22 protein-coding genes are annotated in these 22,691 nt (G+C 58.6%); 12 read left to right on the top strand and 10 right to left on the bottom strand.

Going from position 1 to position 22,691, the window contains the following annotated elements:
• Positions 1–344: 344 nt before the first annotated feature.
• The 6 genes from MEMAR_RS04770 to MEMAR_RS04745 form a co-directional block, all read right to left on the bottom strand.
• Positions 345–1,472, bottom strand: a complete 1,128-nt coding sequence (locus MEMAR_RS04770; protein WP_048063756.1) for a helix-turn-helix domain-containing protein — start codon at positions 1,470–1,472, stop codon at positions 345–347.
• Positions 1,456–2,442 carry a homoserine dehydrogenase gene (locus MEMAR_RS04765; RefSeq protein ID WP_011843815.1) on the bottom strand — a complete coding sequence of 329 codons (987 nt, stop codon included), beginning with the start codon at positions 2,440–2,442 and terminating at the stop codon, positions 1,456–1,458. The genes MEMAR_RS04770 and MEMAR_RS04765 overlap by 17 nt, the downstream gene beginning before the upstream one ends.
• Entirely contained in the window at positions 2,442–2,930 is a 489-nt protein-coding gene (locus tag MEMAR_RS04760) for an amino acid-binding protein (RefSeq protein ID WP_011843814.1), read from the bottom strand. The genes MEMAR_RS04765 and MEMAR_RS04760 overlap by 1 nt, the downstream gene beginning before the upstream one ends.
• 118 nt (positions 2,931–3,048) lie before the next feature.
• Positions 3,049–3,765, bottom strand: coding sequence for a DUF169 domain-containing protein (locus tag MEMAR_RS04755; protein WP_011843813.1), 717 nt, complete (start codon positions 3,763–3,765; stop codon positions 3,049–3,051).
• 73 nt (positions 3,766–3,838) lie between these two features.
• Positions 3,839–4,651 carry an NAD(+)/NADH kinase gene (locus MEMAR_RS04750; RefSeq protein WP_011843812.1) on the bottom strand — a complete coding sequence of 271 codons (813 nt, stop codon included), beginning with the start codon at positions 4,649–4,651 and terminating at the stop codon, positions 3,839–3,841.
• A 7-nt stretch (positions 4,652–4,658) separates the two neighbouring features.
• Positions 4,659–5,435 carry a bifunctional fructose-bisphosphatase/inositol-phosphate phosphatase gene (locus MEMAR_RS04745; protein ID WP_011843811.1) on the bottom strand — a complete coding sequence of 259 codons (777 nt, stop codon included), beginning with the start codon at positions 5,433–5,435 and terminating at the stop codon, positions 4,659–4,661.
• 89 nt (positions 5,436–5,524) lie between these two features.
• Here MEMAR_RS04745 and MEMAR_RS04740 point away from each other — a divergent pair, with 89 nt between their 5' ends.
• Positions 5,525–5,902 (top strand): translation initiation factor IF-5A, encoded by a 378-nt coding sequence (locus MEMAR_RS04740; RefSeq protein ID WP_011843810.1) that lies wholly within the window; start codon positions 5,525–5,527, stop codon positions 5,900–5,902.
• Positions 5,903–5,927: 25 nt separating this feature from the next.
• Complete coding sequence (gene speB / locus MEMAR_RS04735; protein ID WP_011843809.1) at positions 5,928–6,779, top strand: agmatinase; 852 nt, start codon at positions 5,928–5,930, stop codon at positions 6,777–6,779.
• Positions 6,780–7,106: 327 nt separating this feature from the next.
• Here speB and MEMAR_RS04730 read toward each other — a convergent pair whose 3' ends face one another.
• Positions 7,107–7,775: a hypothetical protein gene (locus tag MEMAR_RS04730; protein WP_011843808.1), complete on the bottom strand. Its 669-nt coding sequence runs from the start codon at positions 7,773–7,775 to the stop codon at positions 7,107–7,109.
• A gap of 369 nt (positions 7,776–8,144) precedes the next feature.
• Here MEMAR_RS04730 and MEMAR_RS04725 point away from each other — a divergent pair, with 369 nt between their 5' ends.
• Together MEMAR_RS04725 and MEMAR_RS04720 are read left to right on the top strand one after the other, a co-directional pair.
• The gene (locus MEMAR_RS04725; RefSeq protein WP_245526653.1) at positions 8,145–8,705 is read left to right on the top strand and encodes an archaellin/type IV pilin N-terminal domain-containing protein; all 561 of its coding nucleotides are present in this window, start codon (positions 8,145–8,147) and stop codon (positions 8,703–8,705) included.
• A 13-nt stretch (positions 8,706–8,718) separates the two neighbouring features.
• Entirely contained in the window at positions 8,719–9,297 is a 579-nt protein-coding gene (locus MEMAR_RS04720) for an archaellin/type IV pilin N-terminal domain-containing protein (protein WP_011843806.1), read from the top strand.
• 715 nt (positions 9,298–10,012) lie between these two features.
• On the opposite strand, the gene MEMAR_RS04715 is transcribed toward MEMAR_RS04720, so the two are convergent.
• Positions 10,013–11,869 (bottom strand): glycosyltransferase family 39 protein, encoded by a 1,857-nt coding sequence (locus MEMAR_RS04715; RefSeq protein WP_048063755.1) that lies wholly within the window; start codon positions 11,867–11,869, stop codon positions 10,013–10,015.
• 530 nt (positions 11,870–12,399) lie between these two features.
• On the opposite strand from MEMAR_RS04715, the gene MEMAR_RS04710 reads away from it, so the two are divergent.
• From MEMAR_RS04710 to MEMAR_RS12695, 5 genes are all read left to right on the top strand, one after another.
• On the top strand, positions 12,400–13,350 hold the full coding sequence (locus tag MEMAR_RS04710) for a glycosyltransferase family 2 protein (protein ID WP_011843804.1): 951 nt from the start codon (positions 12,400–12,402) through the stop codon (positions 13,348–13,350).
• Positions 13,351–13,381: 31 nt separating this feature from the next.
• Positions 13,382–14,488: a DUF354 domain-containing protein gene (locus MEMAR_RS04705; RefSeq protein WP_011843803.1), complete on the top strand. Its 1,107-nt coding sequence runs from the start codon at positions 13,382–13,384 to the stop codon at positions 14,486–14,488.
• Positions 14,485–14,787 (top strand): hypothetical protein, encoded by a 303-nt coding sequence (locus MEMAR_RS13090; protein WP_011843802.1) that lies wholly within the window; start codon positions 14,485–14,487, stop codon positions 14,785–14,787. Before MEMAR_RS04705 ends, MEMAR_RS13090 begins: the two co-directional genes overlap by 4 nt.
• A gap of 17 nt (positions 14,788–14,804) precedes the next feature.
• Positions 14,805–15,965, top strand: a complete 1,161-nt coding sequence (locus tag MEMAR_RS04700; RefSeq protein ID WP_011843801.1) for a glycosyltransferase family 4 protein — start codon at positions 14,805–14,807, stop codon at positions 15,963–15,965.
• Between the two features lie 201 nt (positions 15,966–16,166).
• Positions 16,167–17,390: a polysaccharide pyruvyl transferase family protein gene (locus MEMAR_RS12695; protein WP_011843800.1), complete on the top strand. Its 1,224-nt coding sequence runs from the start codon at positions 16,167–16,169 to the stop codon at positions 17,388–17,390.
• Here MEMAR_RS12695 and MEMAR_RS04695 read toward each other — a convergent pair.
• The gene (locus MEMAR_RS04695; RefSeq protein ID WP_394295775.1) at positions 17,376–18,821 is read right to left on the bottom strand and encodes a Coenzyme F420 hydrogenase/dehydrogenase, beta subunit C-terminal domain; all 1,446 of its coding nucleotides are present in this window, start codon (positions 18,819–18,821) and stop codon (positions 17,376–17,378) included. The genes MEMAR_RS12695 and MEMAR_RS04695 overlap by 15 nt on opposite strands.
• Positions 18,772–20,316, bottom strand: coding sequence for an oligosaccharide flippase family protein (locus MEMAR_RS04690; protein ID WP_011843798.1), 1,545 nt, complete (start codon positions 20,314–20,316; stop codon positions 18,772–18,774). Before MEMAR_RS04690 ends, MEMAR_RS04695 begins: the two co-directional genes overlap by 50 nt.
• A 600-nt stretch (positions 20,317–20,916) precedes the next feature.
• Here MEMAR_RS04690 and MEMAR_RS04685 point away from each other — a divergent pair.
• From MEMAR_RS04685 to MEMAR_RS04675, 3 genes are read left to right on the top strand one after another with little or no spacing between them, the layout of a single operon-like run.
• Positions 20,917–21,711, top strand: coding sequence for a FlaD/FlaE family flagellar protein (locus MEMAR_RS04685; RefSeq protein WP_011843797.1), 795 nt, complete (start codon positions 20,917–20,919; stop codon positions 21,709–21,711).
• A 3-nt stretch (positions 21,712–21,714) separates the two neighbouring features.
• The gene (locus MEMAR_RS04680; protein ID WP_011843796.1) at positions 21,715–22,206 is read left to right on the top strand and encodes a hypothetical protein; all 492 of its coding nucleotides are present in this window, start codon (positions 21,715–21,717) and stop codon (positions 22,204–22,206) included.
• A gap of 2 nt (positions 22,207–22,208) precedes the next feature.
• Entirely contained in the window at positions 22,209–22,688 is a 480-nt protein-coding gene (locus MEMAR_RS04675) for a flagellar protein FlaF (protein ID WP_011843795.1), read from the top strand.
• Positions 22,689–22,691 lie beyond the last annotated feature (3 nt).

The raw sequence follows: 22,691 nt of genomic DNA, 5'->3' as shown, positions 1-22,691 counted from the left end.
GACGCGGCGGCACTGTGAGCACGAGCGTGAAAAGGCATTAGGGTTCCTGCCACGGTTGATGTGACAACAAAAGCGAGGACAAAGCCCGATGCAGTGGACCGTGGGGATATCGCGCCTGGGGGGTGGGGACAGGGGAGGGGGGATGCTCCCCCCTCCCCGTCAGCCCCTCCCCCAATGACGATAGCCCATGGGAATCCGTGTCCGGGGATGTGAGACAATGGTCAAAGAACAGGCACATCGTAAGCGCGAGTCACTCAAAAATAAGCACTTCAAGAACCGAACCCAAAGACAACCGCTACAGGCAACAAAACCCTCACTTTGGTCTCCCAAACTCGCTGCCTTCCTCACTCCACCGGCTCCCAACCGGTGCAGACGTCCCGTCCGGGATCGAGGAGCACATCGTGGGGGAGCCCGATGAGCGAGACCGCCGCGAGCGCCCCGATGACGCCCCGGCCGCCGTAGAGATGTGCTCCGAAGAGTCCGGCGGTTTTCTCAGCCGCTTCCCGGTCGATCACCGACTCTCTCGCGCTCCTCCCGTATGCCCGGAGCGCGCCGGGAACACGGAAACCCTGCCGGACGGCGATGCCCCACTCGGGGGACGCCGCCTCGCCGGCGACGAACCGCACGGCGGACTCCTCGATCCGCGGCACGAACCCGGGCTCCACCGCGAGCTCGATGCAACTGCACGAGTTCCCGGCCGTCCGGGCCTCGAGCCGGGGGTTGAGCATCGCGACACGGTGGCCGATCGGCATGACGCCGTCGAGTTTCGCGAGGTGCTGGAGGAGGGCGAGGGCGAGGGCGAAGGTCGCACCCTCAGTCCCGGTATCGGTGTCGTCGATCCCGACGGCGACGTAGGCGAGCGCCCGGGTGACCACCTCGCCCTCGACCACCGGCCCTTCGCGGCAGACGGTGACGCCGCAGACGCCCTCCGCAAAAGACATCATATCGGTGAGCGAGTAGGCCGGACCGCCGATACACCGGATCTGCTGGCGGATGTAGCCGTCCTCGTGGAAGACACCGACGATCCCGACTGCCGGCGCGGGATCGAGCCCGACGGCCACCTCCCGGCGCCCGAGGCTCGCCCGCTCGCGGAGCAGCGTCCCGTCCCGGCGGACGGACTGCAGGGCGCCGCCGGCACGGGCGTGATGGAACTCGCAGAACGCTGCACATCCCCCGCTCATGCACTCATGGTAGATCTCGACCTCGCCGCCGTCGATCGTGGTGAAGACCCGGCGGCAGGCGCTCTCCGGCATCACGCTGGTCGCCGCATACCGCGCCGCGTGCCGCCCCCGCTGCTCCTCCGTGATGAGGACGCAGCCCTCCTCGATGAGGCGGTTCACCCAGTCCTGGACGGTGCTCCGGGGGGTCTCGGTCGCCTCAGCGATATCGGCCACCGTGAAGTAGCCACTCTCAAGCGTCGCCTGACGCATCAGCCGCAGGTACTGTTTTCTCCGTTCAAGAACCCTGGACATGCCGATCACGGATGTAGAGGAGGTCGCCGATCACGGCGCTGGCGGTCTCCATGGAGCCCGCGCCCTTCCCGATGAACGTCAGATCCCCGGCGAGGTCCGTCCCCACCGTGACCGCGTTGAGCGTTCCTTCGACGACGAGCGGGTGCGCTTTTGCGACGATCCGCGGCGAGACGCGGAGCACTCCAGCCTCCGGGACGATCTCGCCGATCAGCCGGATGGTGCAGTCCTGATCCTCCGCAAGCCGCAGGGCTTCGGGTGTCAGGAGGGTAATCCCCGTCCTCTCCACGTCATCAAGCGTGGTCCGCATATCGAGGATGGTGTTTGCGAGGATGACCAGTTTAACGCCCGCATCGATCCCCTCGACGTCGTAGGTGGGGTCGGCTTCGGCATACCCGAGTTCCCGGGCCTCGGCAAGGGCCTGCTCGTAGGTGAGGCTGTCCTCGGCCATCCGGGTGAGGATGTAGTTGCAGGTGCCGTTGAAGACCCCGTAAAGCCTGGAGATGGTGTTGCCCGCAAGCCCCTCCTGCATCGCGTGGATGAGCGGGATCGCCCCGCAGACCGTCGCTTCGTACTTCAGGAAGACGCCGTTTGCCGCTGCAAGATCCCGGAGTTCCGGGTAGGCGAGGGCGATAGGGCCTTTATTCGAGGTGACGACGTGCTTTTGCCGCCGGAGGGCCGCCCGCATGTGGCCCAGCGCCGGTTCGCCGTCCTCCACGTTCGTCGGGGTCACCTCGACGAGGACGTCGTAATCCGCCTTCGCCACCACGTCCGCGGGGCTGACGTCCGGGCTGCCGCAGGGGCCACCTCCCTCCTTCTTGGCAAGCGCCGCCGCAATGTCGATCCCGGCCGGGTCGATGACCCCGCTCCGCGAGTCGGCAAGACCGGTGACGGTGATATCGAGGTTTTTTGCAAGGATTGCCCGGGCGATCCCCCGGCCGACGGAACCGAACCCGAGTATGGCGATCCGCATCATGCATCCTCCAGGGGCTCGATGATGAGGAGATCCTTCTGCTCCGCAACGCTGCGCAGGATCCGGATAGCCTTCTTCATCTCCTCGCGGGTGGTCGAACGGATGGTGATGCGGGCCGACGACGGGGAACTGATCGCGGGCATGGCAAGAGAGAGATCCGTCACCTCGGCCGAGCCGGTCGTGTCGATCCGGTCGACCGTGTCGGAGAGATCCGTGTGCATCAGGTGCCCGATCGTGATCAGCGTGCATTCGTAGAGGAGCCGCTCCTCGCCGATGCGCACGACGTTGACGCCCTGCTCCCGGAGCAGTTCAAGGAGTTTCTCAAGGCGGCCCTCGGGAAGTTCCAGCACGATCTGGACGTCCAGCGTCTCCGTAGCCGCCGGCGTCTCCCGCTGGTGGATAACCGCGATGATATTTCCCCCGACAGCCGAGATCGGCTGGAGGGCTGCGACCAGCTGTCCGGGCTGGTCCCTCATCTCGAGCTTCATGGATACCTGCAAAAAAAACCACCTGCTGAATAGTTGACCTGCCGGGGTGATAAGCCTTATACCCGGGAACAGTCCTTCGACGGGGAGGTGTACCGTAAAAATAGAGAGGGGGGCTTTGTTACTTCACCGACCCGGGTGCAGCGGTGACGACCGGAAGCGCCCGGGCAAACTCGGGAAGGAGCTCGGCGGGGATGCCCATGACGAGTTCGTTGTCCTCGATCCCCGAGAACCGCCGCGAACCGTCGCACCCGAGCGAGTAATTGATCTTTCCGGTGAGGTAGGGCAGCGCGGTCGCGTCCGCACAGACCGACTGGATCCCCGCCATCGTGGACTCGATCCGTCCTCCGAGCAGGTAGAGCGTCGTCTGCGCGAGTTTCAGCATCGCCCGTGGTTCGGCAACGATGACGACGACGTGCGGGTCGAACGGCGTCTTCTCAAGCGGCGCATAGACGGTCGCATACGTCTCGAGTTCCGGGACGTGCGGCACCTGCCGGATGGTCCGCATACAGGCGGCCCAGCTCTCGAACTTGCCGAGTTTGTAGTAGAACTCTCCCGAGCGGAGGCTCGGCGTGAGTTCCTTCAGCCCGAGGGCCCAGCCACCCCCCATGCATACGTGTTTGTCGGCGGTCGCGTAGAAGATCTCGCCGTTCAATCGCGCCCGGGTGATCATCTGGCAGTGGCGGACAGTCTCGTCGATCGGCCCGACCCCTTCGGGGATGCCTTCGGGGTTCTTTGCGAGTTTCACCGCGACCGGTGAGCCCCGCAGGTCGAGGGATTTCTTCAGCGTCTCCGCGATCTCCGGATAGGCGATCTCCGTGCGCATCTGGTCTTCCATAATCGTGCTCACTCCTCTGTGCAGATAATCCCCGCGGTCACTCATAAAATCTTTGTTCGAGGTATCGGCAGGGTCAGAGGTTGCGCAGTTTGTGGTTCACCTTCTCAAAGAACGGTTTGCCCGTATGGACGAAGAGGGCGGGCTGATCCGACTTCTTGACCGTGAGGGTAGCCTCTTTTTCGAGTTCGAACGTGCTCTGCCCATCGATGACGAGGTGCGCCGGTTTCTCGGTCTCGAGGGTGATCTCGAGGTTCCTCCCGGTGCTGATGAGATGGGGGCGGGACGAGAGCATATACGGCGCGAGCGGCACGAGGAGGAAACCCTCGATCTGCGGGTCGACGATCGGCCCTCCCGCGCTCATGGCGTATGCGGTCGATCCGGTCGGGGTCGATACGAGCAGGCCGTCGGCCCGGAACCGCTCCGCGGGCGTGCCGTCGACGTAAACGCCGAACCGGAGCATCTTCGCCGGCCGATCGGTGACGACGAGCCCCTCGTTGAGGGCATCGCCGAGCGGTACCCCGTTGACGGAGAGGCTGACCCGCATCCGGCGCTCGATATGAAACCCTTCCGTGTGGGCGGCGAAGAACGTTCCTGCTTCGTCGGGTTCCAGATCCGCGAGGAATCCCACCTCGCCCCAGTTGATCCCGAGAACCGGAACCTGCTTCTTCATCTGGTGGACGGTGAGGAGAACCGACCCGTCGCCGCCGACGACCACGACCAGGTCGCCGTCGATCTCCTCAAACGAAATACCCCCTTCCCCGAGGTGTGCCGCCGTGCCCTCTTCGAGAGCAACCTCGTGGCCCAGACCTTCGAGTTCCCGGGCGAGCGACGCGGTGTAACGGAGCGCATCCGCCTCGTCGATACGCGATACAAGGACGATCTTCATGCGCGGTTCACCTCAGGTACTCGACAACCTTGTTGTGCACGATCCCGTTCGTGGCGACGAGGCTCCGCCCGACGGATACCTCGTCGGGGAAGACAAGGGCATTTCCTTCGAGATCGGAGACCTTCCCGCCGGCTTCCTCGCAGACCAGCATCCCCGCCGCCGCGTCGGTGACCCGGAGCGTTCCCCGCACGTCGATGAAACCGTCGATGCGGCCGCACCCGACGTAGCAGAGCTCGAGCGCCGATGCGCCGAGGAGGCGCCACCGCCGGATCTTCCGGCCGATCATCTGGACACGCGTCGGGTCGAACTTCCGGCCGTAGACGCTCATGGCGCTCTCTTCGAGGAGCGATACCCCCGAGACGCGGATGGGCCGCCCGTCGAGGCAGGCGCCCCGGCCCCGGACAGCGTGGAAGGTCTCGCCCGTGGCGAGGTTCTGGACGTATCCCGCCTGCACGACCCCTTCTTCTGCATACGCAATCGAGAGGGCGTAGAAGGGGATCCCGACCACGGCGTTGTAGGTGCCGTCGACCGGGTCGAGGAAGATGGTTCCGCTCTCCCCGCCCATCTCGGCGCACCCGAGTTCCTCGCTGATCAGGCGCCGGCAGAACGGGTGGCACGTGAAGTAGTCCACGATGATCTCTTCAGCCACCTGGTCGATCTTCTTCGTGGGCGTGCCGTCCGCGCCCATCTTGACGTACGCCCCTGCCTCCGGCGTTCCGACCATGCCTGCTATTGCATCGCGTACCGCCCCCGCCACGTCTTCACACGCCCGGATGAACTCCATCAACTCTCCTCGTCCCGTCCCTTATTCTACGGTGTATTTATGTACTGTAATCCAGATACATTAATCACGCGTTTACCGAGTGAGGCAATATGAAGGAACAGACAGAAGTTGGGAAACTGAAAGAGGGACGTTACGTCGTCGTAGAGGATGAACCTTGCAGGATTGTCTCCATCGCTACCTCCAAGCCCGGGAAGCACGGAGCGGCAAAGTCCCGAATCGACTGTATCGGCATCTTCGACGGCGTCAAACGCTCGATCGTCCAGCCGGTCTCGGCAAAGACCTACGTGCCCATAGTGGAGCGGAAGATGGCACAGGTCATCTCGATCGCCGGCACGACAGTCCAGCTTATGGACGTCAAGGACTTCGATATGTTCGAGCTCAACGTGACCGAAGAGCAGGTCGCCGGACTCGAGCCGGGTAAGGAGATCCCGTACATATCATCCCTGGGCAAGAAGAAACTTGAGTGACCTTTTCTGGCTTACGAAAACGGGCATGCACGAACTCGCCCATCTCCATTTTGCGGATGCGGATGCGTCATACGAGGATGCCCGCTACGCCGTCTTCGGCGTGCCCTACGACGGTACGACGTCGTTTCGGCCGGGGACGCGGTTCGGGCCCCGGGCGATCCGGGAGGTCTCGTTCAATTTCGAGTCCTACGATCCCGCGACCAAAATAGACTTTTCTGAAGTGCCGATCACGGATCTCGGCGACCTTGCGGTCTCCCGGCTGCCCGAGGAGGTCGCCGGGCAGGTGGCGGACGTCGCGGGGGATATCGTCCGCGACAACAAGGTGCCGGTGATGCTCGGCGGCGAGCACACCGCGACTGTCGGCACGGTCCGGGCCGTCCGGCCGGATGTCTACGTCGTCTGCGACGCCCACCTGGATCTCCGGGACGAACTCGACGGGACGCCTTACAGTCATGGGTGCGTCACCCGGCGCGTCCTCGATACGGTCGAAGACGTCGTCATCATAGGTGCCCGGAGCGGCGATCGCGAGCAGTATGAGATTGCGGCGGAGAGGACGCGCCTCTACACCGCCGATACGGTGCGGGAACAGGGGATCGACGCCGTCCTCCGGGAGGTCCGGGAGCACGTTGCGGGGAGGAGGATCTACCTCTCGATCGACGCAGATGCGATCGACTGCTGTCTCACCCCCGGCCTCGGGACGCCCGAACCGTTCGGGATGACGCCGCTCGATATCCGGGAGGTCGTGCGTGCCCTCGCGCCCGAGGTCGCGGGTTTCGATTACGTTGAGGTCGCGCCGTTCGATACCGGGCAGACGGCGGCGGTGGCGGCGCAGATCGTGCGGGAGTTCATCGCCCGGCACTGGCTCGCCGGGCAGTGACGGCCCCAAGAATTTTTTCCCTAAAAACGACTGGCCGAAGGGCAGGAGTTCGAGAAGACCGAAGGTCTTCGAGGAGCGGAGCAGGAGCATCGGTAGGAACGACGTTCCATGGGAATGCGACGGGCCGGAAGGCCGGAGCTTGAGCACCGTCGGGTGCGAACGGAGTTCGAGCACCGGAGGTGCGAGTTGCGAGTCCGGAGCTTGAGAAAACCGAAGGGTTTCGGGCAGGAGCAGGAGCACCATCCCGTGCAGGTTGGAAACGGGGAGGAGATGCTCCCGGGGGACCGTGCGCACCCCCCTAAAAGATTCCAGTTTCACGCACCCGTCTCATGCATCCAGGTACGTCTCCGGCACCTGGATCTTCAAGTGGTAGGAGTCGATGCGCCGGGTGTTGATGACGAAGTAGTAATCATGATATCCTTCGTAGAAGGTGCTCACCCACTGTTGCTTCCTGAGATCGGGGTTCTCCTTCGTCCCCAAGAAGTCGGCGAAGTTGAGGGTGACGACCCGGACGAACCGGTTCGGGTCTTCGGCGTCCATCACCTGGCAGTTGAAGAGCGGGATCTCGTCGTTTGAGGTCGTGATATCCGAGTAGTCGAGCCGCCACATCGGGAACGGGACCCGGATGATCCCGGTCGTCCCCGACCACTGCCCGTCGATCGTCGCGTAAGTCACCCACCGGGTGATGCCGGGCCCGGCCACGGCCCCCGGCGGGGCGGTCATGTTCAGGTGGTTCTCCTCGATCGGAATCTGGTAGGTCCCCGGGTCGACGAACCCGACCGGCCGCGGCTTCCCGTCCCAGGTGGGCACCGGCGTGGGCGTCGGCACCGTGGTGGGTATCGTGGGCGTCCAGGTCGGGGTTATTCCCGGCTCCGGTTCCCCGGACCCCCATAAGCCCGGCAGTTCGCCGGTCGCCGCCGGCTTGATGATCAGGGCCATCACGAGGACGACCGCAATTCCCAGAAAAACGTAGATAAAATCCTGCTTCTTCGTCATATCCAGTTCCTTCCTTTCCCCCCGATTGGGACCATCCCGTGCGGCCGATCCGCCCCTCCGTTTCCGGTACCCGGAAATTGCATTATATTTCCCATTTCGAAACGTTTTTTCCAAAACGGGGCGGTCATCCGCGTGGTTTTTCGGTACAGGTATCGTTGTACCTCCGGCTACAAATACTTGTCTGAGACCGATGCAGGCCGTTAAAAGCGATTTTATACGGATTCATTATCAAAAACGGCAGTTTTCAAATCCCCTACTGTTTGAATAACTTTTTATACAGGCTTACGCATATACTCAAAAGAACCGTATTGTTCCGGATGAAACGCTCATTCGGACTCCGGTAACAGGAGGAAACGTTTCATGAGCAAAATGATGAGAAACGAAGATGCATTCACCGGCCTTGAGGCCGCGATCGTCCTGATCGCGTTCATCGTCGTGGCCGCAGTCTTCTCGTACGTGGTGCTCGGCGCCGGCTTCTTCACGACACAGAAGAGCCAGGAGGTCGTCCACACGGGTGTGGCCCAGGCGAGCTCGAACATGGAAGTGTCGGGACCTGTTGTCATACAGGCCTCGAGCAGCGAGGTCGATACCATCACGTTCTATCTCCAGCTGGCAGCCGGCGGATCGCCGATCGACATGCAAAAGGTGACCTATGTTGTCTCGACCAAAGATGACCTGGAGACCTTTACGTATGCCGACATATCGGCCGACATGAAGTGGTACAAAGACGGTAAAGACGTAACAACGACCGCTAACAATCTCCTCGAGAAATTCGAGTTCGTAAAGGTGACCATCACCCCGGACGTGGTTTCAATCACCGCGAACGACAAGTTCATCGTCGAGATCCGGCCCGACCAGGGTGCGGCCTACCCGCTCGAGCGGAACGCTCCGCCGAGCCTGGAGGACGGCAAATACTACGAGGTCTACTGAGAGGGTGATGTAAATGAAGAGACAATTCAACGATAATGCATTCACCGGGCTTGAGGCGGCGATCGTCCTGATCGCGTTCATCGTCGTGGCCGCGGTCTTCTCGTACGTCGTGCTCGGCGCTGGCTTCTTCACGACACAGAAGAGCCAGGAAGTCGTCCACACAGGTGTAAGCCAGGCCAGCTCCAGCATGGAGATCGTCGGCTACGTCTATGGACTGCAGGACAGTGCCTCCCTATCAACCTTAGGCTCCATCACGTTCGTTGTTGCGAACACCGCCGGTGGAACGGCCATCGATGTAAAACAGATGGTTGTCACCTACGTGGATGAAGATCACCACGATGTGCTGACCTATGCGGCTGATGAAAGCAGCATAGCGGCTAACGAGTGGGCAGTTGTGGAGCGGTACAACTCCGACGACGGTACAAGCGACATGCTCCTTGAGCCGGGCGAACAGTTCGAGCTCGTAGTGGCCGTCCCGAACCCGGGAGTAAACAAGGCATTTACGGTGAACCTGCAGCCGGCCGCCGGTGCCGTTTACCCGATCAAGAAGACGGTTCCGCCCGCCATCGAGCCGATTAACCTACTCCCCTAAACCTATTTTTTTGTGCCGTATCGTTTACAGTCGGCATCTCCATCCTACGGTTGACCGGATACCGGGCACCATCTGCTACACCGGCATGAACGTTCCTGTTGAGCGTAGCCGGACAGGCAGAAGGCGCTGAAGGATCCCGAAAAACCCACCTCAGCGGGACTGTTGTACAGCCGCAGGCCCAACCGTTGATGGTGCCCCGATACAGAGTGTAAATCAGGATAGACGAAGCACCTGGATATTAGACTCAAGGGGACCCACACGGGCGGTCAGGGGGTTCAGGAAGAACGAAGTTCTCCGAGGATGCAGGAGGGGATCTCCCCTTCCGTCCGGGTTTTCAGACGGCTTCGCTGAGGAGGCTCTTCACGTTTTTGCCTGCTCATCGAAGCCTGATGGCTTCTCAAGTTCCGGATGTTGTCCGTCACACCATACGGCCAGTCGCTCTCCCTCACGAAGCGATGCCAGGAGAAGAGTTTTTCAGACGCTGGTTCCGGCTATGACCTGAATGGCAGAAGCTTTACACAAAAATGCTCCCGGCAAGATAGATCTGAGTCTGTATACCGTGCCGGGAGATCCTCGAGGATGGGAGGAATAGCAAGTAATGAAGGTGTCGCCCTTCCTCAAATGAAGATACCCCGAACAAACGCTTTCAGGTGTTAAAAGAGGGATTTTCCCCTGCATCAACTTCGCGACGACCGACGCAGAAGAGACACCAGGTTCAGGGGAGGTCCGGCGTCGAAACCACGATGAAGTGATCGTAGAGCGTCTCAACGAGCGGGATCCAGAGAGGATAGCCATTGAACTTCGCCGCGGAGTAGAGGAAGACCATCATCAGCTGCCATGCGAACGGGATGGCTATAAGCAGGAGCAGGGCCGCCGCAATCCAGGCGTGCGATATTTCAAACCGTTTTCTCGCCGCGATGAGGATGAGAGTTACAGCAAGCAGCACGAACGAGATTCTCGTGAAGAACATTACGTAGTCAGCATACTGAGCGCCGGTGGGATGAATGAGCATCATGACGACAAGCAGCACCGGGGCGGAGACCGCAAGGACGGCTATCTGCAGGAGCGTCCTCTTCCGGGAGCCATATTCGCCGTTAAAACGCGACATGGCGTAGACCCCGAGCAGCCCCGCGGGCAGATAGAAGGGAGCGAGATACCGGATATCCGGGACGATGCCGTGGCTGGCGTTCAGCCCCGGAAGGCTCCGGATATAGGCGACCCAGACGGCGCAGGCTATGACGGCGAGGAAGGCCACCGCCGCGAGGTTTTGCGGCCGCTCCCCCCTCCGCCAGTCCAGGTAGATCACCGGGAGCAGGATGATCGCGAGGACGATCAGCGGCGAGATCGCGACGAGGCTCATGTTCCCGGATGCGGGAGCAAAGAGGATGCCAAAGATATCACCGGGCAGGGTCGACCACGACGGCGAGAAGTGATTTGCAAGGACCGAGAGGAAACCCGAGATCCCTCCCGGCGGTGCCGGGACCGATTGGACGACACCGTTTACGGCCTCGCCCGCACCGATGATCTCCTCCCCCGAAGCACCGGCGAGGATCTTCTTCTCGTAGACGTAGAACGCGGGCACCAGGGGATTTCCGGTCACGAGAGCGTTGTTTATGAGCAGGGGGATGGCCCCTATGATCGTAGCAAGGGGTATGCAGAGCGCTCTGACAGCCTCCACCGGACGTTTCTGCAGGAGGCCACGGGAGACCTGGAGCGCGACGTAGTAGAGCACGGCAAAGACGAAGACCGTGAACCCGACCTCAGGTCTCGCCCACGCGAGCAGCCCGATGAATGCAAACCCGAGCGCGGCATCCCGGAGACTCCCGTACCGGATGTAGCGCACCAGGAAGAGGACGACCGCCGCGGTCATCGCTATCAGCAGCATGTGGTCCTTTGCGTTCGCTGCCCAGAAGACATAGGATGAACAGGAGATGCAGGCGATCGTCCCGAAGATGGAGAACCAGGTATCCTCGAAGAGGGTCCTGCAGATGAGATAGATCATCACCGCGAGCGCGGCAAAGAGAAGATGGTTCGTGAAGATCACCGCTGCGGTCTCAATAGGCGCGTCCGGCGCGGTGAACGGCCACGGGTAGTAGAGGGCAAGGTTTGCGAGCAGTCCTGCGAACGCCGCACCGATCACGAGCCAGATCCACCGGACCCCGTGCCACCGTGCATACTGCGGCCGGTAAGCGTCGACCAGCACCGCCATCGCGACCGGGAGGAACGACCAGAGGAGCACGATAGCCAGCCTGAACTGGTCGCCGAAGAGGCCGAAGAACCAGAGCGCAGGAAGCGAGAGAACGGGGAGCATCATCGTGTAGCCGAGGAGGTTATGGCGGGCCTGGAAGTAGGGGCCCGGCGTCCCGTTCAGGAACGTGCCGTACTTCCCCTCGTTCACGGTTACCTGGTGACCCTCTCCGAGCTGGTGAAGCTGGTTGACGGTGATCCACTCGTCGTTTAAGAAGAGCGCCGGATTCGAGAACGTCAAGGTAAGGAAGAGCGCGAAGAGGAAGATGAGCACCGGTATGAGGTTATTGCTCAGGAACCCGGATACCACTCCCTGCTCCGGCATGTCCCGGGTTTCCTCTACCCGATCGGGCTGAGGATTTGTTGTTGACTTTCGTCGTCGTGAACTCATGATAACCGCCCTGAATGCATAAAGAGGAGTTGATCCCTAGATTAGTACCGTTTTGACTCGCCAATTTTAATATCTTCGTAAAAATTCCTTCATTCGAATGCGGAAAGTATATCCAGGCAGTATGAATAAAGAGAGGAACAGCACAACGCCGTGATACCCCCAAACGGCTCCCGACGAGCGCTGGAGATCCGGGAGGCTCAAGTCCGGCATCCAGAGTACGCGGATCGCGCGGCATTTGCAGGATAGAGAATGTACGGCCACGCCCGATCCGTATCCAGCATCAAAACCGCAATTTTCTGATGAAATACACCGTTTTTAACCAACAGGGAGCGGATAAATTGTTTTAAAAAGCGATATGGTTATCCCTGACCACAAGAGAATATAGGTAGCAAGTAATGCACCCCGGCAGGGCAGCCGGAAATTCTCCGGCACCTGCCTGCGGGTGCAGACGGAGCGCTGTCGTCATGTACCGAGAACACCGGATCGCAGTGGTCGTCCCTGCGTATAACGAGGAACTCCTGATCGGGCCGACGCTCGATACCATGCCGGAGTGCGTGGACCGGGTCTACGTCGTGGACGACTGCTCCACGGACAGGACATCCACGGAGATCAGGGAGCGTTCGGCACGTGACCCGCGGATCGTCTCCCTCCGGCACGAGATGAACTCCGGTGTCGGGGCGGCGATCGTCACCGGTTATACGGCGGCGCTTGCGGACGGGATGGACATCGTCGCCGTCATGGCCGGCGACAACCAGATGGACCCGGCGTTCCTCCCGAGGTTGCTGGATCCGGTCGTTGACGAAAAGGCCGACTACGCTGTTGGGAACCGGCTGATCAACCCCGAGTTCCGTAAGGATATGAGCCGATGGCGGTTTGTCGGGAACGCGGCACTGACCCTGCTCACGAAGATCGCTTCGGGCTACTGGCAGCTGATGGACCCGCAGAACGGTTACACGGCAATCTCACGGCGGGCGCTCGAGACGATACCCCTCGATGCCGTCTACCCACGGTACGGCTACTGCAACGACATCCTCGTGCGGCTCAACGTCTACGGGTTCCGGGTGAAGAACGTCCCGCACCCTGCACGCTACGGGCTCGAGCAATCCGGGATCCGGTACGGCCGTTACATCGTGAAGCTCTCCAGGCTTCTCCTGAAAGACTTCCTCTGGAGGATGAAGACGAAGTACGTCGTCATGGGATTCCACCCGCTGGTGTTTTACTACTTCTTCGGTACGATCTTTACGGTTCTCGGGTTGCTGGTCGGCGTCTACGCCCTGCACTTCAAGTTTATCCAGGGATACCCCATCTTCGTCCCGGCGGTTATTGCAATTCTTGTCTTCGGCCTGGGAGCGCAGTTCCTGCTCTTTGCGATGCTGTTCGATATGCAGGCGGAGAGGAATGGCGGATGGTACTGACCGTGACAGATACGGAGTACGGGAGAACTCGATGAGATTACTTATCGATATGGGCCACCCCGGCCACGTACATCTATTCAAAAATTTCATCCGGGAGATGAGATACCGAGGGCATGAAGTCAAGATCACTGCAAGGGACAAAGAGATCACGTTGCAACTCCTGCGCAGGTATGGCTTCAACTTTGTACAAACGGGCAGTGGAAAAACAGGGAATACAAACCTGATTTGGGAATGGATCTCCCGCAGTATAGAAGTGTTTAAAATTTCCCGTAAATTTCGTCCGGATATTTTGCTTGGCGTCGGGAACCCTTCTATAGCTCACGCCGCAATGATGCTGAGAAAGCCATCTGTAATATTTACCGACACCGAGCATGCAAAATTTGGAAACAGGGTCACATTTCCCTTCGCAAGTGTCATCTGTACTCCCTCGTGCTACTGTGACGACATCGGCCCGAAACAGGTCCGCTACAACGGCTACCACGAGCTCGCCTACCTCCACCCAAACCACTTCATCCCCAACCCCGCCGTCCTCACCGAACTCGATCTTGCCGAGGGCGACCCTTTCATCATCGTTCGTTTCGTCTCATGGCAGGCGAGCCATGATGTCGGGCAGCACGGCCTTACGCTGGATACCAAGCGAAAAGCCATCCATGAATTTGAAAAGTACGGGCGCGTGTTCATTACCTCAGAAAAGCCCCTTCCGGACGAATTTGAGAATTATCGCATCTCGGTTTCTCCAGAGAAAATGCATGATCTACTCTACTATGCAACCCTCCTCTACGGTGAGAGCGCAACCATGGCGTCTGAGTGCGCTGTTTTGGGGACCCATGCGATATTCTGTGACTTCGCCGGTCGTGGCTATACCGACGAAGAGGAGAGAGAGTATGATCTCGTCTATAATTTCAAGCTGGATGGATTAAGCCAGACGGAGTCGATTCAAAAGGCATTGGAATTGTTGCAAGATCCAGACCTCAAGGAAAAAGGGCGAGAGAAACGAAAGCGCTTATTGAGCGACAAAGTTGATGTTACTGCGTTCTTGGTCTGGTTCATCGTGAACTACCCCCAGAGTTTTACCATGATGAAGGAACACTCCGGGGTGCAATATTCCTGCGCTTCGATCTCTGGTGATACACCATGAACGCCACTGCGTATGCAGGCTCTCTAACCAGTCATCCCTCCGGTCATGCTGCCACGAAACAGCACTGCTTCATCGAGACCTCCGGCGAGATCAACGAGTTCATGAAGATGCACGCCATCAACCTCGCCGAGCGCGGTCTTCGGCAGGTCGGCAAGCGCCTCTACGGGGCAAAGATCACCATCATGGGTCTCGCCGGTGGTCGTGGACGGGAAGAACCTGTTTGCGGGCGGCGAGGGGATTGTGTACCTGGGGATTGGAAAAGGGGCTTATTGAGGAGTTTCACGACGCCATGTCCTTGAAGGGTGAAATAAATAGTATGAATCTGGCTGTGATCAGTCATTCCTATAATAATTTCCAGAAAGATCCGACCGAGGCACTTGCTCCTCATGTTTCATCAGTAAATGTCTACGTTCGGGTAAATCCGTTTGCTGAAATAGGAAATTTTCTCCCGATTCCGCAGGTCGAGCGCTTTTCCTCTGCGTATAAGATAGACCGGACCGGGATCCCGGAGAATGTGCAAGTGCATCCAACTCCTATCTGGTATCTTCCCACAGATCATGACTACAAAAAATTGGGTGAGAGGCACTATTCTTGTGCTAAATCTCTTATGCAAAAGTATGGGGCCGAATTCGATCTCATCCATGCCCACTTCACCTGGTCCGCCGGCTACGTTGGTGCCCGCCTCAAGGAGGAATGCGGTATCCCCTTCGTTGTCACCGGACACGGTTACGATGTTTACTCCCTCCCCTTTGAAGACAACGAGTGGCGGGAAAAGATCGAATACGTTCTCAACACCGCAGACCATGTTGTCACTGTCAGCCAGAGCAATCTTGCGTGCATCCAGAAACTGGACGTCTCCACGCCAGTCACGGTTATACCCAATGGGTTCAGGAGCGAGCGGTTCTACCCTCGCGACTCATCAGAGTGCAGGAAAGCACTAAACCTTCCCCAGGATAAGAAGATCATCCTCACAGTGGGGAACCTGGAACCTGTCAAGGGCCAGACGCACCTTATCGAAGCCGTCCAGAGGGTCATTCGGGAAAGAAAAGACATCCTGTGCGTGATCGTCGGTGCCGGGAAACTCCGCACCACCCTCAAGCGCCAGATTCGCTCGCTCGGGCTGGAGGACTATGTCGTGCTTGTCGGCGGGAAGCCCCACGACGAGATCGCCACTTGGATGAATGCCTGCGATCTATTTGTCCTGCCGAGCCTGAGAGAGAGTTTCGGTGTCGTTCAGATCGAGGCCATGGCATGCGGAAAGCCCGTTGTCGCGACACGGAACGGTGGGAGCGAGGAGGTCGTCATTTCAAAGGAGTACGGCCTGCTGGTCGACCCTGCCAATTCCGAGGATCTGGCGGAGATGATTCAGGTAGCATTAGAGAGGGAATGGGACAGAAAAGCAATCCTCCAATATATAGAGAGGTTTACATGGGAGAACATCGGGAAGGAGATTGTAGATGTGTACTCCAGGCTTTAAAGAGAAGTTTTGCTGATAAAAATATCAGCGAGAACAAGCGTTCTGCACCCAGATTTGGGAGATGTATCATGAGAGGGTAAGAGAACTTGAATACAAAGCGTGAAATGCACAGGATAAGAGCAGATACAACTCGAATTATTTTGAGGGGCGCTCACGCAAAACGACAATTACATAACAACAAAGAGATAATAAAAATAACCAATGATAGCCCTTTTGTTGAATGTAGGGGTTACGAATAAAGGCAATGAAGCATTGGTTATTTCGACGAAAAAGGTTATCCAGGATTTTAGAGACGATATAAAATTTATTAATGTAGGATCAGAGGGAGACGACGAAAACCAAATAGTCCCCCAGATTGCAAGAAACCCAACGAGATCCCCATATCCATGGTTATATCTTATAGAATGCGTGGGGATACGTGCGTTGCGTCGATGTGGTTTTGCTGTAAGTGTTTCGAAGAAATCAAAATTAAGCATATACAATGGAGTGGATGTTGTTGTTAATAGCGGAGGGGACCAGCTAAGCGGAGAGAAAATCATAGGAAACAGTTTTCTAAACCTTCTATATCCGCTTTTACTTGACAAACCAGTGGTGTTGTTTGCAGAAAGCCTCGGATACTACAGGTATTCTGTAAATCGCCTGGTGGGGAGATATATCTTCAGGAACGCCAAACTGATCTTAGTCCGGGAAGAACTCTCCAAAGAATATCTAATCGATCTTGGTATAGATGCGGGAAAGATATTCGTGACTGCAGATCCTGCGTTCGTTTTGCCTCCTGCACCGCGTTCGAGAATCGATGAAATACTCCGCTCAGAAGGAATTCCACGCATTCCAGACCCGATTATCGGGGTAAATCCCAGCGGATTGATAAGCAGATATTTTAATGACCCTGAAAAATCCGAAGACCACTATGTGCAGTCAATAGCGGATGTAATCGATTATCTCATCGAAACTAAAGAGGCGAGCGTTCTCTTAATTCCGCATGTATACTCAAAAGATGTTGACGACCGAATTATTATTCAAAAAGTCATGGAAAAAGTTCAGAATCGTCAACATGTTTTCCAGATCACCAATGAATACTCTGCCGCAGAATTGAAAGGAATTATCGGGTTATGCGATGTTTTCATCGGATCACGAATGCATGCCACGATTGCTGCGACATCCCTCTGCGTACCGACAATAGGAATATCTTACAGCCACAAAATTCATGGAATTGTTGGAAAAACACTTGGTCTGGAACGATATATCATAGATATTAATAAATTGGACAGCGATGTCCTGAAATCAGTAGCTGAAACCGTATGGTCTGATAGAAGTAGCATTAAGAAACACCTTGAAAATGTTATTCCAGAAGTGAAAGAAAAATCATTATTGAATGGATACCTGTTTGCGAAGTACCTCGAATCGGATCTATCTCCGATCTAATGTTTGCGCCACCAACTCCAGGCCATAACGAACGGCTCGAAAAGGAAAGCTCAAAAACCTGATTAAACGCAACTGCATGAGATCCCAGTACATTTCACCTTTTAGGGAGCTCGCACCGTCCTTCAGATAACATCCATTTTTGAGGGTAAATTCTCTGCTCTGCCTCTGCATTGCACAGATTGTTTTGCATTTCCACCTTTCTAGTTCACTGAGGTTGCTACTCGAGCGAATTCGTTTTTTTGGGAAAACTTTCCGAAGAAGTTCATCTTGGTACAAACGATATGCAAGATGACTTTTTTTAATTGTAATCACACTCCTCTGACTCCGAACGACGCGAGAGATGTTGATGGATGCAACGGATATTTTACCGAAAGCACAGCATTCTTCAATCAAATTCAACATCTCACCAGATCGCACTATCAGCAGGCTGGTACCCCCGGGATCACCGGAGAAATCCGGCAGCCAGGCGTCCATGCAGGTGACGTCCGCGCATTCGGCAAAGACATCGTCGCAGTAGTTGCAGGCCTCCGGCGTGAACCACCGGTTCCTCCAGGCCTCGGCGATCCCCTCGTTCCAGAAGAGCCTGCGCTCTTTGCCATCGGCAGTCGTGAAAGAGAAGTAGAAATTATTCGCCGGCTGGTCCTGGCTCTTCCCACGGTAGCGCACCCCGGCCACCTCCCCCCGCACCCCGGCGAGGTCGGCGATATACTCCGTGAACTGCCTGCTCTTCAACTGCCCGCAGGTAAGACCGACGGTGACGACGATCCGCTCCCGGAGTTTCTTGTTCCGCTGCTGGGCAAGCCGGATCGCCTTGAGGAAACAGGGCAGGCCGGTGACGGCGTAGCGCCCCGGCACCTCGAGGACCTGCCTGATAACCTCTGACATCTCCACCGGGTAGTAGGCCGAGCCGGCCCCGGTGCGCACATCCTCCGGGGTATCGAAGACCTGGAAGGAAAAAAGCCTCTCCGGGTCGCCGGTGGGGGAGACGCAGATGACGTGGTCGACGACGCCCTCGGTAAGCAGGGTCTCCAGGAGCCAGGTCGCCATCCCTCCCGAGGCGCTGGTCGGCCGGTGTCTTTCGGAGTAGCCGACGTACGAGGCGAGGTAGTAACCGGTCTCGGAGCGGTGCCGGATGCCCGGGACCGCACCGTAGAGCCGCTTCGCGATGGTGTCTTCGTTCTCCCCGGAGTCTGCAAAAGGGCAGGCCTTCAGGCAGAGGCCACACTCTGTGGTGCAAGGCGATGTTTCCACCGGGTTATACTCCCCGTAGCAATTCCATTGCATCGCAAGGATACCCTGCGGGCAGAGGGCGGCGCAGAGGCCGCAGCCGATGCAGAGATCGTGTTCAACAACGCTTGTAATGACAGGCGATTTCACGCAATCATTCTCCTGAGTGCTGAGGAAGGTAGGATTCAAAGAGCCTCCGTTCATACCCACTGAGGCCGAACGCCCAGACCATCCAAAGGTAGACGAGGGCGATAGCCGCACCGACAACGGCGAGCGTAATCAGAGCGGGAAGCTGGACGACGGCACCCAGGGTTGCCGCCGCGGCCCCGACGATAACCGTCGCAACGATCCCCGGGAGCATCGACCGCGTGAAGGTGTGGACCCCAACCCCAAGCACCCTCGTCGCATACCAGGGGGTGAAGAAAGCGTTCTTCAACGTGAGGACAATCGCCCCCGCGGCCGCGACGCCGTAATAGCCCCACCCTGTCAGCAGCGGGAGGGCAATCGCAAGGCCGAAATTCCCGATCCCCATAAAGAAGGTCACCAGCCCGGGCACCCGCACCCGATTATAGGCGACGTTGATCGGGAAGAGGGGCAGCACCGCGAGGTTGACCGCGAGGTGCACCGTCAGGAGGACCATCAGCGGGGCAAGGGAGGTAAATTGCTCCCCAACCCAGACCGTGAGGAGCTGCGGGGCAAGCCCGCAGACGACGCCAATCGGTAGGGCCATGGCAAGCCCCATCAGTTTGACGGCGCTCTTCGTGACCCGGATCAGGGTTCCGGTCTGTTCCCGGGCATAACAGGAGAGGATCGTCGGCGTCAGGACGCCGGAGAGCACTCCGGCGACCGCCCGCAGAAGCACCACCCACTGGAGAGCGATCGCGTACTCCCCGGCGGACGTCGACCCGAAGAGGAGGTTCACGATGATGAGATCGATCTGGAGAAAGAGGAGGGAGCCGACCTGGTTGATGACCACCCACCACCCCATCCCGCAGAGGTCCTTCACTCTCCTGCGGTCAAAGGCGTGGATCGAGACCCGAAGATGGGGACAGACCCCCCGGGCGAGGGCGATCGAAACCACGGAAGCCACCACCGCCCCGGCCAGGTACGCGCCGCCGACGAGGGCGAGATCGGGGCCGAAGAGAGCGAAGAGGAGGACGATCATCCCGGCCTGGACTACAACGTTTGTTATATTGACGAAGTTCTGCAAGTCGAGACGGTTGTAGGCAAAGAGCTGGACCGTGAAGTTCCCGCTCCAGGCCCGGATCAGGAAGGAGGCGGAGACCCCGAGGAAGAGGAGAGTCACGCCGGCCTCCTGTCCGGCCGGGACGTTGAAGATCGATGGAGCGAAGTAAGCGACCGCGAGGACGACCGGGACCATCAGAAGGATGACCGCAGTAAGCCCGAAGAGCGCGGTGTTGAAGGTCCTGTTTGCTGCTACATAATCCTCCCGCTGAAGGTCGACGGTGAGGAACCGGGAGACCGAGGTGTTGAGCGATTGCACGACAATCGCCACGTACCCCGTGATCGAGGTCGCAAGCGGGATAAGCCCATAGGCTGCGACCCCGAGTGTGTCGATGAAGTATGGAACCAGAAGAACGCCGATAACAACATTCGCCAGGAAGTAGGCGACGTTTCCCGCGAGGTTGCGGGGTAGCTGGGCGGCAAAACGTTGGTTGGCTTCGGTTTCGGTCTGCACGGTCGGCCCCCAGGTGAATAAGACAATTATGAATCTGTCTGGCTCGTGAAGGGTACGATGTCATTCTTTTAATGAGTACCTGTTTTCGCCGCACCCATTCCGGAAGACATCGCCTCAAAATCCCGCGAAACCCGGGCACCGCCGGAGCCACCGATGAGGAGCCGGCCGGGGAAGGGCAAGGAACCATCCGAACACCGGCCCGTGCCGGAGCCGCACTCCGGGGCGATAGAGTATGCTGTAAGCCAGCAAAGCTGTTGCTCCACGGAAAGAATACATCGAAACTCTCCGCCCCCCCGGGCATCCCCGCCCCTTCAACCGCGCGTCACCGCCACCACCGCAGCGACCCCGGAGTGCAGGGGCGCAATGGTTCCAGGAAAAGTGCTCGCATCACCGGCCAACAACCGATTGCACTGCCCGAACCCAGTACCTCACCTCACCCCGGCGCCCGGGGAACCATACCGTTCGGCAGTCCCCGGCAATATCGAAGACATATACCCCGAACAAGTCCTTGATAACGGTCAGAAGGCAATAAGTCGACCGGAAATCGAATATCAACACAAGCAACTTTTATTAACTATGACACTGATATAATTCAATATTATGGTGGGGGTAGACCAGGCTCAAATCGATAAAATTCTCTCCGGCGCGTCCTCCGAGGACCCGGAGGCACGTCTCGACACTCTCGAGAAGGAACTGGACTTCGTCAAGACCTCGATCAAGCGGCTGCTCATCGATCTCCGGGAACGGATGAACGAACTGGACAACCCGTTCACCAGCGCCGCCGTTTCGTACGCAGGGAACCGGTTCGAGCAGCCGGCTGGCACCCCGGACGACGACGAGGCAGACGACGAGATGCCCGAGCTGGACGCTCTGCCCGCGGATCTCGGCCTGAAGCCGGAGAAACCGGCGCTTGAGGGGCCTGGCGGCGAACTCTTCCCGACCGACCTCGAGGCGGCCGGGTTCCCGGGAGCCCGCGCTGGCGCTCTTCCGCAGGCGAAACCCGCAGGAAAGCTCAAACTCCAGAAGGTTCACCGGCTCTTTGAGTGGGTGCACCGGGGATGCTCCAGGTACGGGCACGAGCACATGGCAATCATGATCGACGCCTACCGGTCGATGGGTTACATCACCGAAGAGGTCTCCGACCAGATTGGCGAGATCATGAGGATGGCGCCCGAAACCCGGAAAGACGTGCAGGAGATCGGCCCGAACGAATTCGTCTCGGAACTCTACGTCTTGAACCGGATCCTCGACCCCGACGACTCCACGCTCGACCGCGACATGATTGAGGTGCTGATGCTCTCCCGGCGGGATGCAGGGGAACTGGACAGCGAGAAGACATCCTCACAGGAACGGAATGCCGGTGATGCCTGGATTGAGTTGCTGGACAGGATATGATGAATGTCGAGCGAAACCTTCACCACAGCGATGTTCCTTATCGCCGCCATCATATCGGCCGGCGTCCTCATTAACGCAGTATTTCCAGTAATCTACACGCTCTCGAGCACGATCTCGTCGTCCTCCCACAACGTGGACGAACGGTTGAGTACGGACGTAAAGGTCGTCACGACCTACGCCAGCAGCACCGGCACCGCAAAGATCTGGCTGAAGAACATCGGTGCCGGCAGAATCGCCGATAGCAGTATACAGAGGAGCGACGTCTTCCTCGGGAGCCAGAGCGACTTCATACGGCTGACGCGATCTGGGGCGCTTACCGAGGGAACCTGGAGGTACGAGATCCTCGAAGACACCAACAACTACTGGGACCCCGGGGAGACGCTCTACATTGAAGGAAACACGGCGAAGATCCCCGGCAAGGGGGAGATCGTCTACTTCCAGTTCGTCCTCCCCTCGGGGCTCATCCGGTCGACCACCTTCACCGCGAGTGATTGACCATGAGTGCGGGACCCCTCGTCGCATCCGGAATCGGCATCCTCCTCCTGGTCGTCACCGCCTATGTCCTGATCGGCGGCACCCTCACCACCACCGAGGTGATGGTCGAAGCGCAGAGCAACCTCGCCGCCTACCAGGAAGCCCGGATGCGGACGGCGATCGCGATCCAGAATACGACCCTCGACGGCACGACACTTTACGTCGAGGTGAAGAACACCGGGAGCGAACCGGTCGTCGATATTACGTCCATCGACGTCTACCTCCAGATCGAGGGGGAACCGGTCTACGTTCCCTGCGGCAACGACACCTACCGCTGGAGCAAGGTGAGCATAACCCCCGACGGAATCCACCCGGGCGAGCTCGATCCCGGCGAGACCCTCAACCTCTCCGTCACCTGCACGGAGGACGCCAATCTCACGTGGGTTCAGGTCGTCACCGGAAATGGGGTCTCCGGTTCGGCATACATACAGACAGGTGAATGACGA

It is taken from the genome of Methanoculleus marisnigri JR1 (assembly GCF_000015825.1).
Taxonomy (GTDB): Archaea; Halobacteriota; Methanomicrobia; order Methanomicrobiales; family Methanoculleaceae; genus Methanoculleus; species Methanoculleus marisnigri.
The sequence above is the reverse complement of the archived record's forward strand: the minus strand, read 5'-3'. Positions and strand labels throughout refer to the sequence as shown.

Coding starts and splice junctions, on each gene's coding strand:
- MEMAR_RS04710 (WP_011843804.1), top strand. CDS start 12,400: ATGTACCGAGAACACCGGATCGCAGTGGTCGTCCCTGCGTATAACGAG.
- MEMAR_RS04730 (WP_011843808.1), bottom strand. CDS start 7,775: ATGACGAAGAAGCAGGATTTTATCTACGTTTTTCTGGGAATTGCGGTC.
- MEMAR_RS12695 (WP_011843800.1), top strand. CDS start 16,167: ATGATAGCCCTTTTGTTGAATGTAGGGGTTACGAATAAAGGCAATGAA.
- MEMAR_RS04725 (WP_245526653.1), top strand. CDS start 8,145: ATGATGAGAAACGAAGATGCATTCACCGGCCTTGAGGCCGCGATCGTC.
- MEMAR_RS04745 (WP_011843811.1), bottom strand. CDS start 5,435: ATGGAGTTCATCCGGGCGTGTGAAGACGTGGCGGGGGCGGTACGCGAT.
- MEMAR_RS04720 (WP_011843806.1), top strand. CDS start 8,719: ATGAAGAGACAATTCAACGATAATGCATTCACCGGGCTTGAGGCGGCG.
- MEMAR_RS04760 (WP_011843814.1), bottom strand. CDS start 2,930: ATGAAGCTCGAGATGAGGGACCAGCCCGGACAGCTGGTCGCAGCCCTC.
- MEMAR_RS04700 (WP_011843801.1), top strand. CDS start 14,805: ATGAATCTGGCTGTGATCAGTCATTCCTATAATAATTTCCAGAAAGAT.
- MEMAR_RS04715 (WP_048063755.1), bottom strand. CDS start 11,869: ATGCCGGAGCAGGGAGTGGTATCCGGGTTCCTGAGCAATAACCTCATA.
- MEMAR_RS04770 (WP_048063756.1), bottom strand. CDS start 1,472: ATGTCCAGGGTTCTTGAACGGAGAAAACAGTACCTGCGGCTGATGCGT.
- MEMAR_RS04680 (WP_011843796.1), top strand. CDS start 21,715: ATGTCGAGCGAAACCTTCACCACAGCGATGTTCCTTATCGCCGCCATC.
- MEMAR_RS04765 (WP_011843815.1), bottom strand. CDS start 2,442: ATGCGGATCGCCATACTCGGGTTCGGTTCCGTCGGCCGGGGGATCGCC.
- MEMAR_RS13090 (WP_011843802.1), top strand. CDS start 14,485: ATGAACGCCACTGCGTATGCAGGCTCTCTAACCAGTCATCCCTCCGGT.
- MEMAR_RS04740 (WP_011843810.1), top strand. CDS start 5,525: ATGAAGGAACAGACAGAAGTTGGGAAACTGAAAGAGGGACGTTACGTC.
- MEMAR_RS04685 (WP_011843797.1), top strand. CDS start 20,917: ATGGTGGGGGTAGACCAGGCTCAAATCGATAAAATTCTCTCCGGCGCG.
- MEMAR_RS04675 (WP_011843795.1), top strand. CDS start 22,209: ATGAGTGCGGGACCCCTCGTCGCATCCGGAATCGGCATCCTCCTCCTG.
- speB (WP_011843809.1), top strand. CDS start 5,928: ATGCACGAACTCGCCCATCTCCATTTTGCGGATGCGGATGCGTCATAC.
- MEMAR_RS04695 (WP_394295775.1), bottom strand. CDS start 18,821: ATGAACGGAGGCTCTTTGAATCCTACCTTCCTCAGCACTCAGGAGAAT.
- MEMAR_RS04705 (WP_011843803.1), top strand. CDS start 13,382: ATGAGATTACTTATCGATATGGGCCACCCCGGCCACGTACATCTATTC.
- MEMAR_RS04755 (WP_011843813.1), bottom strand. CDS start 3,765: ATGGAAGACCAGATGCGCACGGAGATCGCCTATCCGGAGATCGCGGAG.
- MEMAR_RS04750 (WP_011843812.1), bottom strand. CDS start 4,651: ATGAAGATCGTCCTTGTATCGCGTATCGACGAGGCGGATGCGCTCCGT.